Origin of the sequence: Rhodanobacter sp. A1T4 (assembly GCF_014207185.1) — a bacterium.
GTDB lineage: Bacteria > Pseudomonadota > Gammaproteobacteria > Xanthomonadales > Rhodanobacteraceae > Rhodanobacter.
Map to the genome: position 1 here is coordinate 1 of NZ_JACHCP010000014.1, position 17,634 is coordinate 17,634.

Genomic DNA, 17,634 nt, shown 5'->3' on the forward strand with positions numbered 1-17,634 from the left:
TGAGGGCTCCTTACTTTCCTCGCATCGCTGACAAGGTGCGGCAAAGAAACATATATTTGCGCATAGCTCGGGGTTTTGCGTTTTTACACAGCCTCAGCCCAAAGCAGACCTCGGGTAATGGCCGAAAGCGGACTCAGCGTAGCTGCATAGTCAACCGATAACGTCAGGCTACAGCGGCGTCAGATTCGCATACGCCGCTACCAGCCACTTGCTGCCGGCGCCTTCGAAATTCACTTGCAATCGTGCATGGCCGCCGCTGCCTTCGGCGCTGAGTACCACGCCTTCGCCGAAGCTGGGGTGGCTTACACGTTGGCCGAGTTTGACTGGGAGTTCTTCCTGCAGCGATGACGATGGCTGGTTGAAGCGGCCCGCGTAGATCGGGCGGCTGACCTGCACGCGGGGGCGTACTTCGTCGATCAATTCGGCGGGCATTTCGCCGAGGAAACGCGAGGGGCGCGCCAGCATTTCGGTGCCGTGCATACGACGCGATTCGGCGTGCGTCACAAACAGTTTTTCGCGGGCGCGGGTGATGCCGACGTAAGCGAGGCGCCGCTCTTCCTCAAGCCGGCCTTCGTCGTCGACCGAGCGCTGGCTGGGAAACAGGCCTTCTTCCATGCCGACCAGAAACACGATCGGAAACTCCAGGCCCTTGGCCGAGTGCAGGGTCATCAGCTGCACACAGTCGTCCCATTTTTCGCCCTGATTTTCGCCGGATTCCAGCGTGGCGTGCGACAGGAAGGCGGACAATTCGCTGAGCCCGGCCTCGATATCTTCCTGCGTCGGCTCGAAGCGGCTGGCGACATTGACCAGTTCGTCGAGATTTTCCACTCGCGCCTCACCGTTGCCGCGGCTGTCCTTTTCGTAGTGATCGCGCAGACCGGTGTGGGTGATGGCATGGTCGATCTGTTCGGCAAGGGTGAACGACGCGTCGCCGTCATGCCCTGCGAAGGTCTTGGCCATCGCGTCGATCATTGCCAGAAACGCCTTCACTGCATTCTTGGCGCGACCGGCCAGCTCGCTGCCGCTGGCCAGCTCGATCAGTGCAGTTTCCCACATCGAGGTGTTGTCGCTGCGTGCGCGCTTGCGCAATGCATCGAGTGTGCGGTCACCGATGCCGCGCGGCGGCGTGTTGACCGCGCGCTCAAATGCCGCGTCGTCGTGCCGGTTAGCGGTAAGGCGTAGATACGCCAGGGCATCCTTGACCTCGGCACGCTCGAAAAAGCGCTGACCGCCGTAGACGCGATAGGGAATGTCGCGCTGGATCAGCTGCTCTTCGAAATTGCGCGACTGCGCGTTGGAGCGGTAGAGGATCGCGCAGTCCTTCGCATTGCCATGCTCAGCCACGTATTCGCGGATGCGCTCGATCACGAAACGCGCCTCGTCCTGCTCGTTGTACGCGGCATATAGCGCGATGCGCTCGCCGTCATCGCCTGCCGTCCACAGCTGCTTGCCGAGGCGGCCACCGTTGCGCGCGATCACGCTGTTGGCGGCCTTGAGAATGTTGGAGGTGGAGCGGTAGTTCTGCTCCAGCTTGATCGTGCGTGCGCCGGGGAAGTCCTTCAGGAACTGCTGTACGTTCTCGACCTTGGCGCCGCGCCAGCCGTAGATGGCCTGGTCATCATCACCGACGACAAAAACTTGCCCGGCGCTGCCGGCGAGCACTCGGATCCACGCATACTGCAGCGTGTTGGTGTCCTGAAATTCGTCGATCAGCAGATAGCGCCAGCGCTGCTGGTAGTGCTCCAGCACGGCAGGATTTTTCAACCATAGCTCGTGTGCGCGCAATAGCAGCTCGGCGAAGTCGACCAGGCCGGCGCGGCGGCAGGCGTCTTCATAGGCCTGGTAGATCTGCACAAAGGTGCGGGTGACCGGGTGGTTGCCGTGCTCGATACTTTCCGGGCGCTTGCCCTCGTCCTTCCAGTTGCTGATCTGCCAGCTGGCCTGACGCGGCGGGAAGCGCGCATCGTCCAGGCCCAGCCCGGCGACGACGCGTTTGACCAGCCGCAGCTGGTCGTCCGAATCGAGAATCTGGAAGGTTTCGGTCAGGCCGGCTTCGCGCCAGTGCCGGCGCAGCAGGCGATGGGCAATGCCGTGAAAGGTGCCTACGGTCAGTCCCTGCGTGCCGCCCGGGATCAGCGCATCCAGCCGCGAGCGCATTTCGCCGGCGGCCTTGTTGGTGAAGGTGACCGCGAGAATCGCCCAGGGCGGCACGCGCTCGACCTGGGTCAGCCAGCCGATACGGTGGGTGAGCACGCGGGTCTTGCCGGAGCCAGCGCCGGCCAGCACCAGATAGTGGCCAGGTGGTGCGCAGACGGCTTCGCGCTGCGCATCGTTGAGCGGGTCGATCAGGTGGGAGACATCCATCCGCCCTATTGTAACGGTCCGCGTCGCTGCGGGCCGTCATTACGCATACGCTGCAAAGGCAACATCCTAGGAAAAACTGCTGCATGGGCGGGAGTTTTCTGAGAGTCGAGCGTTCGCGGATTCAACGTTTTTTGCTGACGAACCCACCCACCACCAGCAAGCCACCGACCACGATGCCTGCAATGCCCGCCCATTGCGGCACGGCCTTGGTGTGGGTCGCCTCGATCTTGGCGGACCCGAGCTGCACCAGCGTGTCAGTCTGCTTGTAACTGCCGTTGCCCAGCGTGACCCAGATGCCGGCGACCAGCAGAATGATGCCGACGATGATCAGACCTGCGCGCATGAAGCTCTCCCGATGGATTGAGCCACGAGTATGCCGGACGCCCCCGTGCACAAAAAGTCCATGGCACTTACCAAGTGACCGATAAAAAAAGGCCCCGAAGGCTAGGGGGAACCTTCGGGGCCGGCCGTCACGAAACCCAGGGGAGAGGTTCGTACCGGGTGGCGGCCCAGGGAGGTAGGCACGCCGGGGATGCCGTTGCGTGCATCCGATAGATTTGAACGCGACTTGTGGGGAAAGTTTCAGAGATCGTAGAAAAAATTTATTGACGGTTCATCTGATGAGAACTGGGGTGTTTGGGTCGTTATTGTGGATAACTTCGAATTCCCGGCGTGTCCCAAAGTGAACGGATCAGTGCGCCTCGTCCCAGTTGTCGCCCACGCCAACATCGACCAGTAAAGGCACCGCCAGTTCCGCGGCGCCGGACATCCGCTCGATCACGGCGGCGCGCAACACATCCACTGCGTCCGCACGCACCTCGAACACCAGTTCATCGTGTACCTGCATCAGCATATGGGCGTCGTCGCGGCCTTTCAGCCATCCGGCCACGGCGATCATCGCGCGCTTGATGATGTCGGCGGCGCTGCCCTGCATCGGCGCGTTGACCGCAGCACGCTCGGCGCCTTGACGTAGTCCCTGATTGCGCGAGGTGAGGTTTTCCAGATACAGCCGTCGGCCGTAGATGGTTTCCACGTAGCCATCGCGGTGTGCCTGCTCGCGCGTGGAATCCATGTAGGCGCGCACACCGGGATAACGCGAAAAATAGCGTGCCATATAGTCGCTGGCTTCGCCCCGATCGACGCCGAGCTGGCGCGCCAGGCCGAACGCGCTCATGCCGTACATCAGGCCGAAGTTGATCGCCTTGGCCGCGCGGCGCTGGTTGGTGGTGACATCATCCGGCGTGACGCCGAACACTTCCGCTGCGGTGGCGCGGTGCACGTCGCCGCCTTCGTGGAACGCACGCAGCAGACCTTCGTCGCCGGACAGGTGCGCCATGATGCGCAATTCGATCTGCGAATAGTCGGCGGCCATCACCTTCCAGCCCGGCAGCGCGATGAACGCCTGGCGGATACGCCGGCCTTCCTCGGTACGCACCGGGATGTTCTGCAGATTCGGCTCGGAAGAGGAAATGCGCCCGGTCGCCACCGATCCCTGGTGGTAGCTGGTATGCACGCGGCCGGTGCGCGGGTTGACGATGCCGGACAGCTTGTCGGTATAGGTGGAGCGCAGCTTGGCCAGGCCGCGATAGTCCAGGATCAGTCGCGGCAGCTCGTGCGTATCGGCAATGGCCTCCAGCGCTTCCTCGTTGGTGGATGGCTGGCCAGTCGGCGTTTTCAGTTTCGCCTGCAGGCCGAGTTCATCGAACAGCACAGCCTGCAACTGCTTGGGCGAATCGAGGTTGAATTCATGCCCGGCCAGCTTGTACGACTGCTGCTGCAGTTCCAGCATGCGCTTGCCCAGCTGCTGGCTCTGCCTGCGCAGCTCGTCGCCGTCGATCAGCACGCCGCGACGCTCCATCTCGGCCAGCACCGGCACCAGCGGGATTTCGATGTCCTGATACACCGCGCGCAGCTTGGGTTCGCTTTCCAGCTTCGGCCATAGCGCGTGATGCAGGCGCAGGGTGACATCGGCATCTTCGGCGGCATAGCGGCAGGCGGTATCCAGATCCACCTGCGAAAATGAGATCTGCTTGGCGCCCTTGCCTGCGACCTGCTCGTACTTGATGGTTTCGTAACCAAGGTACAGCCGCGCCAGTGAATCCATGTCATGTCGCGTGGCGGTGGCATTCCACACATAGGATTCGAGCATCGAGTCGTGCTTCAGGCCTTGCACGGCAATGCCGTAATGGCTCAGCACGTTGATGTCGTATTTGGCGTGCTGGCCGAGCTTGGGCTTGTCCGCATCCTCAAAGATGGGTTTGAGCGCCGCGAGCACGGCATCGCGTGGTAACTGCGTCGGTGTGCCCGGGTAATCGTGACCGAGCGGGATATAGCAGGCCTTGCCCAGTTCCACCGCCAGGCTGACGCCGACGATTTCCGCGCGCATCGCGTCGATGCTGGTGGTCTCGGTATCGAAGGCGATCAGCTCGGCGGCCTGCAGTTTTTTCAGCCATGCATCGAACTGATCTTGCGTGGTGACCAGTTCGTATTCGCCCGGTGCCGATAGCGAAGCGTCGATGATTTCATTGGTAACAGTCGTGCCTGGAGCCACCGCGGCGCCACTTGCCGCGCTGTCCGCTGCTCGTTGCCCGTCGGGCCCGGTCGGATAGGTTGGCGATGCCTGCTCAGCCGCATCCAGATCCTTCAGCGCGGCCTTGAATCCATACCGCGTATAAAGCTCCCGCAATTGCGACGTATCCGCCTCACGTTGGGCCAGATCGGTCGGGCCAACATCCAGCGGCACGTCCAGCTTGATCGTCACCAGTTCGCGTGATAACGGCAGCTGTGGGAGCGCAGCGCGCAGGCTCTCGCCGATCTTGCCGCCGATCTTGTCGGCGTTGGCGATTACGCCATCCAGTGTGTTGTATTCGGCCAGCCACTTGGCTGCGGTCTTCGGGCCGCACTTGGGCACGCCTGGCACGTTGTCGACGGTGTCGCCGGTGAGCGTCAGAAAGTCGATGATCTGCTCCGGCCGCACGCCGAATTTTTCCATCACGCCGTCGATGTCGGTGACGGTATTGCTCATGGTGTTGATCAGGGTGACGTGCGAGCTGACCAGCTGGGCCAGATCCTTGTCACCGGTGGAGATCAGCACCTCGATGCCGAGCGCCTGGGCCTGCGTGGCCAGCGTGCCGATCACGTCGTCGGCCTCCACGCCAGGCTCGCGCAGGATCGGGAAGCCCAGCGCCCCCACGATGGCCAGCATCGGCTCGATCTGCGCGCGCAAGTCGTCAGGCATGGGCGGACGATTGGCCTTGTACTGGTCGTAAAGCGCATCGCGGAACGTAGGGCCGGATGCATCGCTGACGAAGGCCAGATAGTCGGGCTTGGCCTTCAGCGTGGCGCGCAGCATGTTGACCACGCCGAACAGCGCGCCGGTGGGCTCGCCGTGGTCGTTGGTCAGCGGCGGCAGCGCATGAAACGCACGGTAAAGGTAGGACGAACCGTCGATAAGAATGAGTTTGGCCATATCCCATTCTCGCATGCGTGCGTGATCCATCGTGTTTCACAGTCGGTCAGCAGAGGCACTGCTATTCTCTGACACCCAACCTGAGGTTGCCGCCATGAAATCCGCCACTCTGCTTGTTGCCGCAAGCTTTCTCCTTGCTTCAGGTCTCGCTGCTTCCGGCGCATATGCCCAGTCGGCGGCACCGGCAACCAGCGTGCTGCCGCCGCCCGGCATGAATGATCCCGGTGTCAATCAGTTGCCGCCACCTCCGAAGGTTCCTTCCGCGCCTGCACCGAAATCAGCCGGTGGCCAGAATCTGCCTGCGATGCAGGACTCTGGAACGGCCAGCGACGGCAAGCACATGACCTTGCCGGATGTCAGCTCGCATCAGGAAGGCGAAAATGAAGTCGAGGAATACCGCCGCAGCGGCATGCTCTACATGGTGGTAGTGACGCCAAAGAATGGTATTCCGCAGAGCTATACGGTCGATCCGGACGGCACCCGGCATATGCAGACCGGCGAAGCGCCAGTGCATCCGGCGATGTACAAGGTGCTGGAGTGGGGCAAGAGTAAGCCAGCTGAAGCAAGTTCTTCTGACTCGGCGACCGATGGCGGCTGAGGCGAATCGCTGAAGCAATCATTGATGGGGCAGCAACGTGGTGCAATGGCTGACCGCTTGCTTTGAGCTCGGCGGTGTTCGCCGCCGTGGCGGCAATATTGATTGTTGCGCGTGATGCGGTGATTGCGCTGTCCTGAAATGAACTCAACGCGTCGAGTCGAGTTCGGCGTAGTGGCGAAAGATGCCATCTTCATTGAAGGCCACTCGCCGCGGCGATGCCAGATAGAGCGCCATTTTCGGTCGCTCCGCCACCCGCTCGGCGAGTGAGTGCAAATGCGGCAGCTTGCGCCGCAGCTTTCGCATCGCGTGCGGGAATGCGTAGTGCAGTCCGCTCATGATCTGGAACAGCGACAGGTCGACATAGGAGTGTGCGGCCAGGGCTTGCCGACCGTTACCGCGCGCCAGCACGTCCTCGAAATAGCCGAGGAATTTTGGTAAACGATTCTCGCGAAAATCATCGGCGCGGCGCTTGGCTTCGGCGCGTTGATCCTTGTAGTAAAGGCCGCTGGCGATCGGGTGATGCGTGTCGTGCACTTCGGTAACCAGGTCTGCAATGGTTAGCTGCAGCTGATTCGCATAGTGCTGCGCTGCCGCTCCCGCCGGCGCCAGTTTCAGTTTTGGGCCGAGATAGAAAAGAATTGCCGCCGTCTGCGCGATCACTGTGCGGCCAACTTTCAGAAATGGCGGTGCAAACGGCAGTGCGCCGGGATGTTCGCCCTGCAGAAACGGCATGATCACGCCGTCGCCTTTCTCACGGGCGACATCGACATAGTCGGCGCCAGCGTCCTCCAATGCCAGTCGTATGAACTCGCCGCGTCCCTGGATATCGGTCCAGTAGTAAAGCTGATAGCGCATGACGATCTCCAATGGGTTGGTATCGAGGCTAGACGCGCGCGACTCAACGAAGCGTGAGCAGGGTCATGCCGGTTTCTTCGACGATGCGCGCCGCGTCTGCGTGAGTTGAGTCGCTATCGAACGAATCTGTGCCCAGACCAGTTCGGCCACCGGCGACAGCGAGCGGTGGCGTCGACGAATCAGGGTGATCGCGCGGCTGGCGATTGGCGTCAGCGGACGAACCACCAACTGCTCGGACGTGGGTAGCGAAAGCTGCGGAGCAATGCTGATACCGAGCCCGGCTTCGACCATTCGGAAAGCGGTATGCGTATGCCCGGTCTGCTGCACGACATTGGCCTCGATGCCGTGCATGGTCAGCTGCTGGTCGATCAGTCGCCGGCTGCCCGATGTGTGATCGAGCAGAATCAGTGGTTCGCCCTGCAGTTTCCCCCACGGCACGGTGGCAAGTTTGCCGAAGGGGTGCGTGCGATGGCAGATCAGCACAAACGGATCGTGCAGGATCGTTTCGCATTCGAAGCTCTCACGCTCGGCCGGTTCGATTGCAAGGCCAAAATCCACTTCGCCGCCGCGCACGCTGTCCAGCACCATCACCTGTGCCTGATCGTGCAGTTGAACTGTCAGTTCGGGATAGTCGCGCGCGCAGACGGCGATGCACTGTGGCATCAGTCCGGCCGAAAGCGTCGGGACGGCGGCAACGCGCACCTTGCCGTGACGCCGCTCGCTTTCGGAGTGAACGTGGGCCAATACGCCATCGAGTTCTTCGAGTACCCGTTCCAGTGCTACCTGCAGGTAGCGACCCGCTTCGGTCAACACCACTTCGCGCGTGTTGCGGTCGAACAGGCGTACGTCGAGTTCGCTTTCCAGATCGGTGATCTGACGGCTGATCGCTGGCTGGGTCAGGTGCAGGCTTTCGGCCGCACGGCGAAAGTGCCGCAGTTTGGCGACGGCCAGAAAAGCGCGCAGCTGGCGCAGACTGATATTCATACCAAAAGAGTATCAAAAGATCAGATAAAACGATTTGATTTATCAATCTCGTCGCGTTGCAATAGCCGCCTGGACTCTTCAGGTCACCTGCGCCATGGCACTTACTCGTTTTCTCCCTGATCGCTTTACGTGCGCGCTGGTGGGCACGGTACTGCTGGCCAGCGTGTTGCCTTGCCAGGGCGAGACAGCCAGCGTATTCAACCTGCTGACCGATGCAGCGATCGCGCTGCTGTTCTTTTTGCACGGCGCCAAGCTGTCGCGTGCGGCGGTCGTTGCCGGCATGACGCACTGGCGTCTGCATCTGATCGTACTGGGCAGTACTTTCGTGATGTTTCCGCTGCTTGGGCTGCTGCTGAAGCCGGTGCTGTCTTGGTTGGTGACGCCGGATCTTTATCTGGGCGTGCTGTTTCTTTGCACGCTGCCATCGACGGTACAGTCATCGATTGCGTTCACCTCGATTGCGCGCGGCAACATCCCGTCCGCGATTTGCGCGGCTTCGGCATCGAGCCTGTTGGGTATTTTTATCACGCCGCTGCTGGTCGGTTTGATGATGGAGTCGCACGGGCAGGGTGGCATGTCGTGGGATGCGATCGGCAAGATCGTGCTGCAGCTGCTGGTGCCGTTCGTGGCTGGACAGGTGGCACAGCGCTGGATTGGTCAATGGGTCGAGCGCAACCGTGGCCTGCTCAGCTACGTCGACCAGGGTTCGATCCTGCTGGTGGTCTATACGGCTTTCAGTGCCGCCGTGTTGCAAGGTCTGTGGAAACAGATGCCGCTGCCGGTGCTGGGCGGCCTGCTGGTGGTCAATGCGATTCTGCTGGCGGTGGCGCTGATCGTTACGCGCTACGGTTCACGCGCGCTCGGCTTCGGCACTGCGGACGAGATCACCATCGTGTTCTGCGGTTCCAAGAAAAGTCTGGCCAGCGGTGTGCCGATGGCCAAGGTGCTGTTTGCCGGGCATCCGCTGGGCGCGATCGTTCTGCCGATCATGTTGTTCCATCAGATCCAGCTGATGACCTGTGCAGTACTGGCGCGGCGCTATGCACAGGCGCAGGAAAAACGCGCGGAGCTTGCCGATGGACTGGCTGCGGGACCATCGAAAGGCTAGGCTGCCACGAATGATCTGAGAGGGCGTGGCTGCGATGGATACACCGAGCTGGATTCCCGAACCTTCCAGTGGCATCGAGATCCGCACGGTGATGGCCAATGGCCAGCAGTTCGAAGTGGCGATGGCAGGTCAGGGCCCCCATCTCGCCCTGTGCTTGCATGGATTTCCCGAGTTCAACTATTCATGGCGCGCGCAGATCACGCTGCTGGTTCGACTCGGTTATCGCGTGTGGGCGCCGAATCTTCGCGGTTATGGGCAGTCGTCGAGACCACGGGGCGTGGCTGCCTATGCCCTGCCCGAGCTGCTGGCCGATGTGGCTGGACTGATCGATGCGGCACAAGCCACTGACACGGTGCTCATTGGTCACGACTGGGGCGGTGCACTGGCCTGGGCTTTCGCGATCCGACGTCAGCGTCCACTGGCGCGATTGGTGGTGATGAATGCACCACATCCGGCCATATTCGCGCGAGAGCTGAAAACCTGGAGTCAGCGTCGACGCAGTTGGTACATCTACTTTTTCCAATTGCCGTGGTTGCCTGAAGTCTTGCTGGCGGCCAACGGCGCGCGCCGTATCCGTGGCGCCTTCCGCAGCAAGGTCCGTGATTCCAGCCGACTTTCCAGGCAGGATTTGCAGGTGTATGCGACTCATGCACTGCAGCCCGGAGCGCTGACCGCGATGATCAACTGGTACCGCGCCGCATTTCGCCAGCTCATTGCCGGTGGTCACGGCAAGGGCAAGACTTTACCGCGCATCGAAGTGCCTACCTTGCTGATCTGGGGCGAGCAGGACCTCGCACTGGGCATCGGCAATACGCATGGACTCGACGCTTATATCGATCAGCTCACCCTGAAACGTTTGCCGGGCGTATCGCACTGGGTGCAGCAAGATGCTCCCGAACAAGTGAATGCCTTGCTCGAAACATGGCTGGAAACGCACCCCGCCTAGAAATCCGCCGGGTTAGGGCGATAACTCATTGGATTTCCGCCGCTAGTGGCGGAAATGGCGCATGCCGGTGAACACCATGGCCATGTCGTGCTCATCGGCGGCGGCGATCACCTCGCTGTCGCGCATCGAACCGCCGGGTTGGATCACCGCGCGGATGCCAGCTTCGGCGGCCGCATCGATACCGTCGCGAAACGGGAAAAAAGCGTCGGAAGCCATCACCGAGCCACGCACTTCCAGCTTCTCGTCGGCCGCCTTGATGCCGGCAATACGCGCGCTGTAGATGCGGCTCATCTGACCCGCGCCGATGCCGATCGTCTGGCGGTCGCGTGCATAAACGATGGCATTGCTCTTGACGAACTTGGCCACTTTCCAGGCAAAGATCAGGTCGTGTATTTCAGCTTCGGTCGGCGCGCGGCGCGTGACGATTTTCAGATCGTCCGCACCGATCATGCCCAGATCGGCGGTCTGGATCAGCAGGCCCGAACCAACGCGCTTGGAGTGGTTGCCCGGATGGGCTTCGGATAGTCCACCGTCCGCCGGCAGCGGAATGATCAGCACGCGCACGTTGGCTTTCTTGCCGAATACTTTCAGCGCGTCTTTCGCGTAGGCGGGAGCCAGCACCACTTCGACGAACTGGCGATCGACAATCGCACGCGCCGTATCGGCGTCCACCTCGCGATTGAATGCGATGATGCCGCCGAAGGCTGAGGTCGGATCGGTCTGGTAGGCCAGATCGTACGCGCGGCCGATACCGTCCAGACTGACTGCCACGCCGCAGGGGTTGGCGTGCTTTACGATGACGCAGGCTGGCTTGGTGAAGCTGCGCACGCACTCCCACGCGGCGTCGGCATCGGCGATGTTGTTGAACGACAACTCCTTGCCCTGCACCTGCTGGAACGTCGCCAACGTGCCCGGCGCCGGATACAGATCGCGATAGAACGCCGCCTGCTGATGCGGGTTTTCGCCATAGCGAAGATCCATCAGCTTCACGAAGCGACTGTTGACCTGAGCGGGGAACGCCTCATGTCCGGTGATGGATTGTTGCGTGTCGTCGAGCTGCAGCGCCGACAGATAATCGCTGATCGCGCCGTCGTAGTTGGCGACGTTGTTGAATGCGGCAACGGCGAGCTTGAAGCGCGTCGCGCGGGTCAGACCGCCGCTCACTTCGATCTCGGTGATCGCTTCGGCGTACTGATCAGGCGAGGTGAGCACGCTGACATCGTTCCAGTTTTTTGCCGCGGAACGAAGCATCGCCGGACCACCAATGTCGATGTTCTCGATGGCCTGTTCCAGCGTGCAACCGGGCTTGGCCACGGTGGCTTCGAACGGATACAGATTCAGTACCAGCAAGTCGATCGGCGCGATGTCGAGTTCAGCCATTACCGCATCGTCGGTACCACGACGGCCGAGCAGGCCACCGTGCACTTTCGGATGCAGTGTCTTCACGCGGCCGTCCATGATTTCGGGGAAGCCGGTGATGTCGCTGACGTCAATCACTGCGATGCCTGCGTCGCGCAGGGCTTTGGCGCTGCCGCCGGTGGAAAGTAGTTCGACGCCATGGGCAACCAGTCGCTGACCCAATTCGATCAGGCCGGTCTTGTCCGACACGCTGAGCAGGGCGCGGCGAATGGGCACGAGGGAGGGCGCGGACATGAGGCGTTTCCAGGCAGGGAAAGCCGCTTAGTATAGCCGCCGAGTCGGGGTTGCAGTTTCGGCGTGATCGACGATCAGGCGGTGAAAAGCGTGAGTGGCTTACAGCAAGCCGTGTGTGGCCAGCTTCTTGCGCAGCGTGGCGCGGTTGATGCCCAACGCGCAGGCAGCGCGGCTCTGGTTGCCATCATGGAACGCCAGTACTTCGCGCAGCAGTGGGATCTCAACCTCGCGCAGCACCAAGGCGTGCAGACCTTCGGCACATTCGGTATCGCCGATGTCGGCCAAATAGCGACGCACAGTGCGGCTAACGCACTCGCTCAACGCACTGGCGCTTTGGACGCTGCCGCTGTGATTGCCAGTTTCGTGCACGCTAACGCCCTGCGAACCGATGCCAGGTGACGAGGTCTGTTTCGCGGCCTCGATGGCAGGCAGTCTGACGGCATTCACGGATCGATTCCCTCACATAGCGACGGCTGCGTTGGCCGCTGCATTGATTATTTGTTGGCGTAGTTCGCGGCATGTGTCGAGCATGACTGCCCTTTTTGCGCGAGGGACCGAGTCTACCCGTGCCGGCGAAGAATTTTAAGTGCTATTCGAAACCAAATTCGAAAGCCACCGCCTTGTCACCCGGATCTTCCACTTCGAGCAACAGCGCAGCGCTCGCTCCCGGAGCCAGGCCGCGTTGCAGAATCGCGGTGTCATCGAGATATTCGCGCGGCTGCAACCGGCGCATGGCAATGCGCTGGCCCTGTGCGTCCGACAATGTGACAGTGAGCACGGGAAACGGCTGCGCGAAGATCGCGTCGTTGCGCACGCTGGCGCTGATCATCAATGCGCCCGACACGCTAGGATGGGCCTGTACGTTGCTGGCCAACAGGCGCAACTGATCTGGAGCGGCGATCAGCGGAAGCTGGCAGCCGAGCGTGTCGCACGCGGTGCGTAGCCAGCCGCCCACCAGCGGATCGCGGATCAGAAAATCGCGCTTGGCCCAGGCCAGCTGTGTGCCGAGCACAAACATCAACAGTAGCCCGGCGATCACCCAGGGCCAGTGTCGATCGCCGCTATTGCGCCTGTGTTGCTTGCTCGCATGTCGTTGCGATCGTCGCGATTCCTTGCCGGCTTTCTGGCGGACGAAATGTGGCGCAAAGACGAGCTGGGAAAAATCCTCTGCTTCCGGAACCTTTTCGGGAGTGTCATCTTCGCCAATCACGGCGCTGTCGTTGACCGCAGGAGCCAGCGGTTTGGGTCGATAGACCACCAGATCGATGCGCGGCGGTTCAAGCGCCTGATCGTTCAGCGGCAGCTCGCGGAAGGGCTCCGGCGGCAGCTGTCCGGCAAGCGTGGCAATGCTGTCGAAGCTGGTGCCGCAATGCCCGCAAATCACGTGACCGTGAGCCTGCGCCAGCGTGTGCGCATCGAGCGAAAACACGGACAGGCATTCAGGACATTGGGTATACATGCAGGCCGCTATGAACTGTGTCGCGCGAGTTTAGCAGGTGGCCCGGATCGTCCCGTTACATTGACAAACCCGAATGGTGAAACGCGGCATGGATCACGCGCAGTGGCACGATGCGCCGTGTTCAGACGCGCCGCCGCCCGCTGATGCGCACCCAGTCTTCGCGCGTATCCACCTGCAGCTCATCGAACCACTCCGCGTAACGCTGCAGCAGTTCCTCCTGCTGGCCGGCGAGGATGCCGGAGATCGCGAACGGCGCGCCGGGTTTTGCCAGGGCGGCAAACGTCGGCGCCAGTGCGCCCAGTGGACCGGCGAGAATATTGGCGATGAAGATATCGGCCGAAGCCATGTTTCCCGCGCCGGGTTCAAAGACAGCGAGCTTGTTCGCCACGCCGTTGCGCTGCGCGTTGTCGGCCGAGGCGATCAGCGCCTGTGGATCGTTGTCGATGCCGACGGCGCTGGCTGCGCCGAGTTTCAGCGCAGCGATCGCGAGAATGCCTGAGCCGCAGCCGTAGTCGATAACCGTCTTGCCGCCGAGCGACAAACCATCGAGCCACTCCAGGCAAAGCGCGGTGGTCGGATGCGTGCCGCTGCCAAATGCAAGGCCCGGATCGAGCCGCACCACGACCAGATCATTATCTTCCGGTGGCTCGATATTCCAGGGATAGATCCACAGCCGACGGCCGAACGACATCGGCTTGAACTGGTCCATCCACGCGCGCTCCCAGTCCTGATCGGCGACGTCGCGAAACACAACCTGTTCAGGCTCAAGCCACGACAACAGCTCACTCAATGTCTCGATCAGGCCGCGACGATCGGTGCCGGCATCGAACAGGGCGTTGAGCGTAATCGTCGGCCACAGCGGCAGTTCACCGACGCCCGGCTCAAAGATCGCCTGCTCGTCCGGCGTTTCCGCATCGGCATCCTGCAGCGTGATCGACAGCGCGCCAAGTTCGTCCAGCGCTTCTTCTGCGCTGGGTTGTTGATCGGTACGTACCACGAGGGAGAGTTCTAGCCAGGGCATGTGATATCCATGGATGGGCGACGACATTGCGCAGCCGTTGCATCGCCGATCTCCGGCGGCGCAACGAATGTCACGTGCGGAACGATCAGTGATCGGCTGGCGGGTGTCCCTTCTGCTCAGCCATGCGCTTTTCCAGGTAATGGATGTTCTGGCCACCGTGCTGGAAGCCGGCATCCGCCATGATGCGCTGCTGCAGCGGGATATTGCACTTGACGCCTTCGATCACGGTTTCGGCCAGTGCCAGGCGCATGCGTGCGATCGCCGTTTCGCGGTCGGGGCCGTGCACGATCAATTTGCCGATCATCGAGTCGTAGTTCGGTGGAATCTTGTAGCCGTCGTAAAGATGCGTGTCGACACGTACTCCTGGCCCGCCCGGTGCCTCGAAACGTTTCACCGTGCCGGGTGACGGCATGAAGGTGTCGGGATCTTCGGCGTTGATGCGGCATTCGATGGCGTGGCCGTGGATCACCACGTCTTCCTGGCGGATCGACAGCTTCTCGCCACCGGCTATCAGCAGCTGTTCGCGCACCAGATCGATGCCGGTGATCAGCTCGGTCACCGGATGCTCGACCTGGATACGGGTGTTCATTTCGATGAAGTAGAACTGGCCGTTCTCGAACAGGAATTCAAACGTGCCGGCACCGCGATAGCCGATGCGCAGGCAGGCATCCACGCAGACTTTGCCGATCGCGGCACGCTGCTCGGGTGTGATGCCTGGCGCGGGCGCTTCCTCGACCACTTTCTGATGGCGGCGCTGCATCGAGCAGTCGCGTTCACCCAGGTGGATCGCGTTGCCCTGGCCGTCGGCCATGACCTGGATCTCCACGTGCCGTGGATTCTCCAGAAACTTTTCCATGTAGACCTGTTCGTTGCCGAACGCGGCCTTCGCTTCGGCTTTGGTCAGCGTGACTGCGTTGCCGAGATGCGCTTCGGTGCGCACCACGCGCATGCCGCGGCCGCCGCCGCCGCCGGAAGCCTTGATGATGACGGGGTAACCGATCTCGCGGGCGATGCGCAGATTCTCATCGACATCTTCGCCAAGTGGGCCGCCGGAGCCGGGTACGCAGGGCACGCCGGCGGCTTTCATCGCGCGAATCGCTTCGACCTTGTCGCCCATCAGGCGAATCACTGCCGCCGGCGGGCCGATGAAGACGAAGCCGGATTGTTCGACCTGCTCGGCGAAATCCGCGCGCTCGGAGAGAAAACCGTAACCGGGGTGGATCGCGCCAGCGTCGGTGATCTCCGCTGCGGCGATGATGCGCGGAATATTGAGATAACTGTCGGTCGACGGGCCGGGACCGATGCACACCGACTCGTCGGCGAGGCCGACGTGCTTCAGGTTGCGGTCCACGGTGGAGTGCACCGCCACGGTCTTGATGCCCAGACTATGGCAGGCGCGCAGAATGCGCAGCGCGATTTCGCCGCGATTGGCGATGACAACTTTTTCAAGCTTGGGCATGGTCGATTGCTCAGGCGATCACGAACATCGGCTCGTCGAATTCCACCGGCTGACCGTTTTCGATCAGGATGGCCTTGACGGTGCCGGCCACGTCGGCCTCGATCTGGTTGAACATCTTCATCGCCTCGATGATGCCGAGCGTCTCGCCAGCGGCGACCTGCTGGCCCACCTTGACGAAGGCCGGCGTGCCCGGTGTAGCAGAGGCGTAGAACGTGCCGACCATCGGTGCCTTGACGACATGTCCGGCAGGCAGGGCATCCGCGGCCGGCGCTTCGGCGACAGCCGCGGCAACGGGTGCTGGCGCAGCAGCTACGGGTGCCGGTGCTGGTACCGTGTGAGCCGCAACGGGCGCGGCGTTCTTGGGTACGCGCGACAGCCGGACCACTTCCTCGCCTTCCTTGATTTCGAGTTCGGCGAGATTGGACTCTTCAAGCAGGTCAATCAGCTTCTTGATTTTGCGCAAATCCATCGGATCAGCCTTTTGTCGGTCACGCCAATGCGGGTGGCGGGAGGGGAAGGGTAACGATCAGCCTTATGGCCGAACGTCTTGTTATTGGAAACTTGTCATCGATACGGGTTTTATTTGGGTACATCCGGCGCACTGGCCGCCGATGCGTGCAAGCGGTTGATGGCTGCTTCCAGCGCCAGCCGATAGCTGTCGCCGCCAAAGCCGCAGATCACACCCACCGCGATATCCGACAGATACGACTGGTGCCTAAACGGCTCGCGTGCGTGCACGTTGGACAGGTGCACTTCGATAAACGGAATCGCCACCGCCATCAGCGCGTCGCGCAGGGCAATGCTGGTATGCGTGAAAGCGGCGGGGTTGAACAGGATCAGCGCGGTGTGGTCATCGCGACCCTGCTGGATGCGCCCGATCAGCTCATGCTCGGCGTTGGACTGAAACCAGGCCAGCTCATGGCCGGCTTCCTGGGCGCGCTCGGCTAGCTGCTGATTGATGTGGGCCAGCGTCTGACTGCCGTAAATTTCCGGCTCGCGGGCGCCCAGCAAATTGAGGTTGGGTCCGTGCAGGACCAGAATCTTCGCCACGATGCGCCCAGTCCGTGCCCGGATATCCGGAATGGGTGCAGTCTGCCCGCAGTCGTCGGTGTTGTCCAGTTCGCTGTAGATCGACGATGTTTGCCGGAGAAGTGCTAGGTTCCCGTGCGCCAGCGTATGCCGCCTAGGGTTTCAGGGCTGGCTGTCCGGGTCCAGCCATGTTGCCATTTCGTCTGCGGATAGCGCACCGGTGTGCGTGGCCAGCACGCGTCCATCTGGCCCCACAAGCACGCTGTAAGGCAGCACGGTGGTCGTGTCGCCCAATTGCAGCGTCGTGCTGGGCTCGGTGAGGTCACCGAGCAGGATCGGGTAATTCAGCGGATGCGCAGCAACAAAGGCGCGTGCCAGCGAAGGATCATCCATCGCGATGCCGACGACGATAGCGCCACGTTCGCCGAACTTGGCTTGCGCATGGTTCAGTGCAGGCATTTCAGCCAAGCATGGACCACACCAGCTGGCCCAGAAATTCAGCAGCACGCGCTGGCCGTGATAATCGCTCAGCGCGTGGGTCTTGCCGCTTAGGTCAGGCAGGCTGATGGGGGGCAGTGGCCGGCTGACGATGGATGCGTCCGGCTGGCGGTGGCGATGCTCGACGTAGCCGCCTAGGCTGGCAGCCAGGACGGCCATGCCGAGAATGAACCAGTTGGTGCGCGTCATCG

General features: G+C 61.8%; 16 protein-coding genes. 3 read left to right on the top strand and 13 right to left on the bottom strand.

Annotation, left to right across the window (positions count from 1 at the left end; genetic code table 11):
* Window positions 1-168: 168 nt before the first annotated feature.
* The 3 genes from uvrD to polA all read right to left on the bottom strand — a co-directional run bounded on the left by uvrD (window position 169) and on the right by polA (window position 5,833).
* Entirely contained in the window at window positions 169-2,364 is a 2,196-nt protein-coding gene (gene uvrD / locus HDE80_RS21065) for a DNA helicase II (RefSeq protein ID WP_184674199.1), read from the bottom strand.
* Between the two features lie 121 nt (window positions 2,365-2,485).
* Window positions 2,486-2,707 carry a hypothetical protein gene (locus HDE80_RS21070; RefSeq protein WP_184602608.1) on the bottom strand — a complete coding sequence of 74 codons (222 nt, stop codon included), beginning with the start codon at window positions 2,705-2,707 and terminating at the stop codon, window positions 2,486-2,488.
* A gap of 348 nt (window positions 2,708-3,055) precedes the next feature.
* Window positions 3,056-5,833 (bottom strand): DNA polymerase I, encoded by a 2,778-nt coding sequence (polA, locus tag HDE80_RS21075; protein ID WP_184674266.1) that lies wholly within the window; start codon window positions 5,831-5,833, stop codon window positions 3,056-3,058.
* A gap of 94 nt (window positions 5,834-5,927) precedes the next feature.
* Here polA and HDE80_RS21080 point away from each other — a divergent pair, with 94 nt between their 5' ends.
* Window positions 5,928-6,431, top strand: a complete 504-nt coding sequence (locus HDE80_RS21080) for a DUF2782 domain-containing protein (protein WP_184674201.1) — start codon at window positions 5,928-5,930, stop codon at window positions 6,429-6,431.
* Between the two features lie 144 nt (window positions 6,432-6,575).
* On the opposite strand, the gene HDE80_RS21085 is transcribed toward HDE80_RS21080, so the two are convergent.
* Window positions 6,576-7,286, bottom strand: a complete 711-nt coding sequence (locus tag HDE80_RS21085) for a glutathione S-transferase (protein WP_184674202.1) — start codon at window positions 7,284-7,286, stop codon at window positions 6,576-6,578.
* 63 nt (window positions 7,287-7,349) lie between these two features.
* Window positions 7,350-8,270: a LysR family transcriptional regulator gene (locus HDE80_RS21090; RefSeq protein WP_184674204.1), complete on the bottom strand. Its 921-nt coding sequence runs from the start codon at window positions 8,268-8,270 to the stop codon at window positions 7,350-7,352.
* A gap of 94 nt (window positions 8,271-8,364) precedes the next feature.
* Between HDE80_RS21090 and HDE80_RS21095 the strand changes: the two genes are divergently transcribed.
* Together HDE80_RS21095 and HDE80_RS21100 are read left to right on the top strand one after the other, a co-directional pair.
* Window positions 8,365-9,378, top strand: coding sequence for a bile acid:sodium symporter family protein (locus tag HDE80_RS21095; RefSeq protein ID WP_184674206.1), 1,014 nt, complete (start codon window positions 8,365-8,367; stop codon window positions 9,376-9,378).
* Between the two features lie 34 nt (window positions 9,379-9,412).
* Window positions 9,413-10,324 carry an alpha/beta hydrolase gene (locus HDE80_RS21100; RefSeq protein WP_184674208.1) on the top strand — a complete coding sequence of 304 codons (912 nt, stop codon included), beginning with the start codon at window positions 9,413-9,415 and terminating at the stop codon, window positions 10,322-10,324.
* Window positions 10,325-10,366: 42 nt separating this feature from the next.
* Here the strand turns inward: HDE80_RS21100 and purH are convergent, their stop codons facing one another.
* The 8 genes from purH to HDE80_RS21140 all read right to left on the bottom strand — a co-directional run bounded on the left by purH (window position 10,367) and on the right by HDE80_RS21140 (window position 17,632).
* Window positions 10,367-11,977, bottom strand: a complete 1,611-nt coding sequence (purH, locus tag HDE80_RS21105) for a bifunctional phosphoribosylaminoimidazolecarboxamide formyltransferase/IMP cyclohydrolase (protein ID WP_184674209.1) — start codon at window positions 11,975-11,977, stop codon at window positions 10,367-10,369.
* Between the two features lie 99 nt (window positions 11,978-12,076).
* Window positions 12,077-12,424: a helix-turn-helix domain-containing protein gene (locus HDE80_RS21110; RefSeq protein ID WP_345776488.1), complete on the bottom strand. Its 348-nt coding sequence runs from the start codon at window positions 12,422-12,424 to the stop codon at window positions 12,077-12,079.
* 142 nt (window positions 12,425-12,566) lie between these two features.
* Window positions 12,567-13,436: a zinc-ribbon and DUF3426 domain-containing protein gene (locus HDE80_RS21115; protein WP_184674211.1), complete on the bottom strand. Its 870-nt coding sequence runs from the start codon at window positions 13,434-13,436 to the stop codon at window positions 12,567-12,569.
* Window positions 13,437-13,557: 121 nt separating this feature from the next.
* On the bottom strand, window positions 13,558-14,457 hold the full coding sequence (gene prmA / locus HDE80_RS21120; RefSeq protein WP_184674212.1) for a 50S ribosomal protein L11 methyltransferase: 900 nt from the start codon (window positions 14,455-14,457) through the stop codon (window positions 13,558-13,560).
* 85 nt (window positions 14,458-14,542) lie between these two features.
* Window positions 14,543-15,916, bottom strand: coding sequence for an acetyl-CoA carboxylase biotin carboxylase subunit (accC, locus tag HDE80_RS21125; protein WP_184602599.1), 1,374 nt, complete (start codon window positions 15,914-15,916; stop codon window positions 14,543-14,545).
* Between the two features lie 10 nt (window positions 15,917-15,926).
* Entirely contained in the window at window positions 15,927-16,385 is a 459-nt protein-coding gene (gene accB / locus HDE80_RS21130; RefSeq protein ID WP_184674213.1) for an acetyl-CoA carboxylase biotin carboxyl carrier protein, read from the bottom strand.
* A 110-nt stretch (window positions 16,386-16,495) separates the two neighbouring features.
* On the bottom strand, window positions 16,496-16,966 hold the full coding sequence (gene aroQ, locus HDE80_RS21135; RefSeq protein ID WP_184602597.1) for a type II 3-dehydroquinate dehydratase: 471 nt from the start codon (window positions 16,964-16,966) through the stop codon (window positions 16,496-16,498).
* A gap of 141 nt (window positions 16,967-17,107) precedes the next feature.
* On the bottom strand, window positions 17,108-17,632 hold the full coding sequence (locus tag HDE80_RS21140) for a TlpA disulfide reductase family protein (protein WP_184674214.1): 525 nt from the start codon (window positions 17,630-17,632) through the stop codon (window positions 17,108-17,110).
* Window positions 17,633-17,634: the final 2 nt, after the last annotated feature.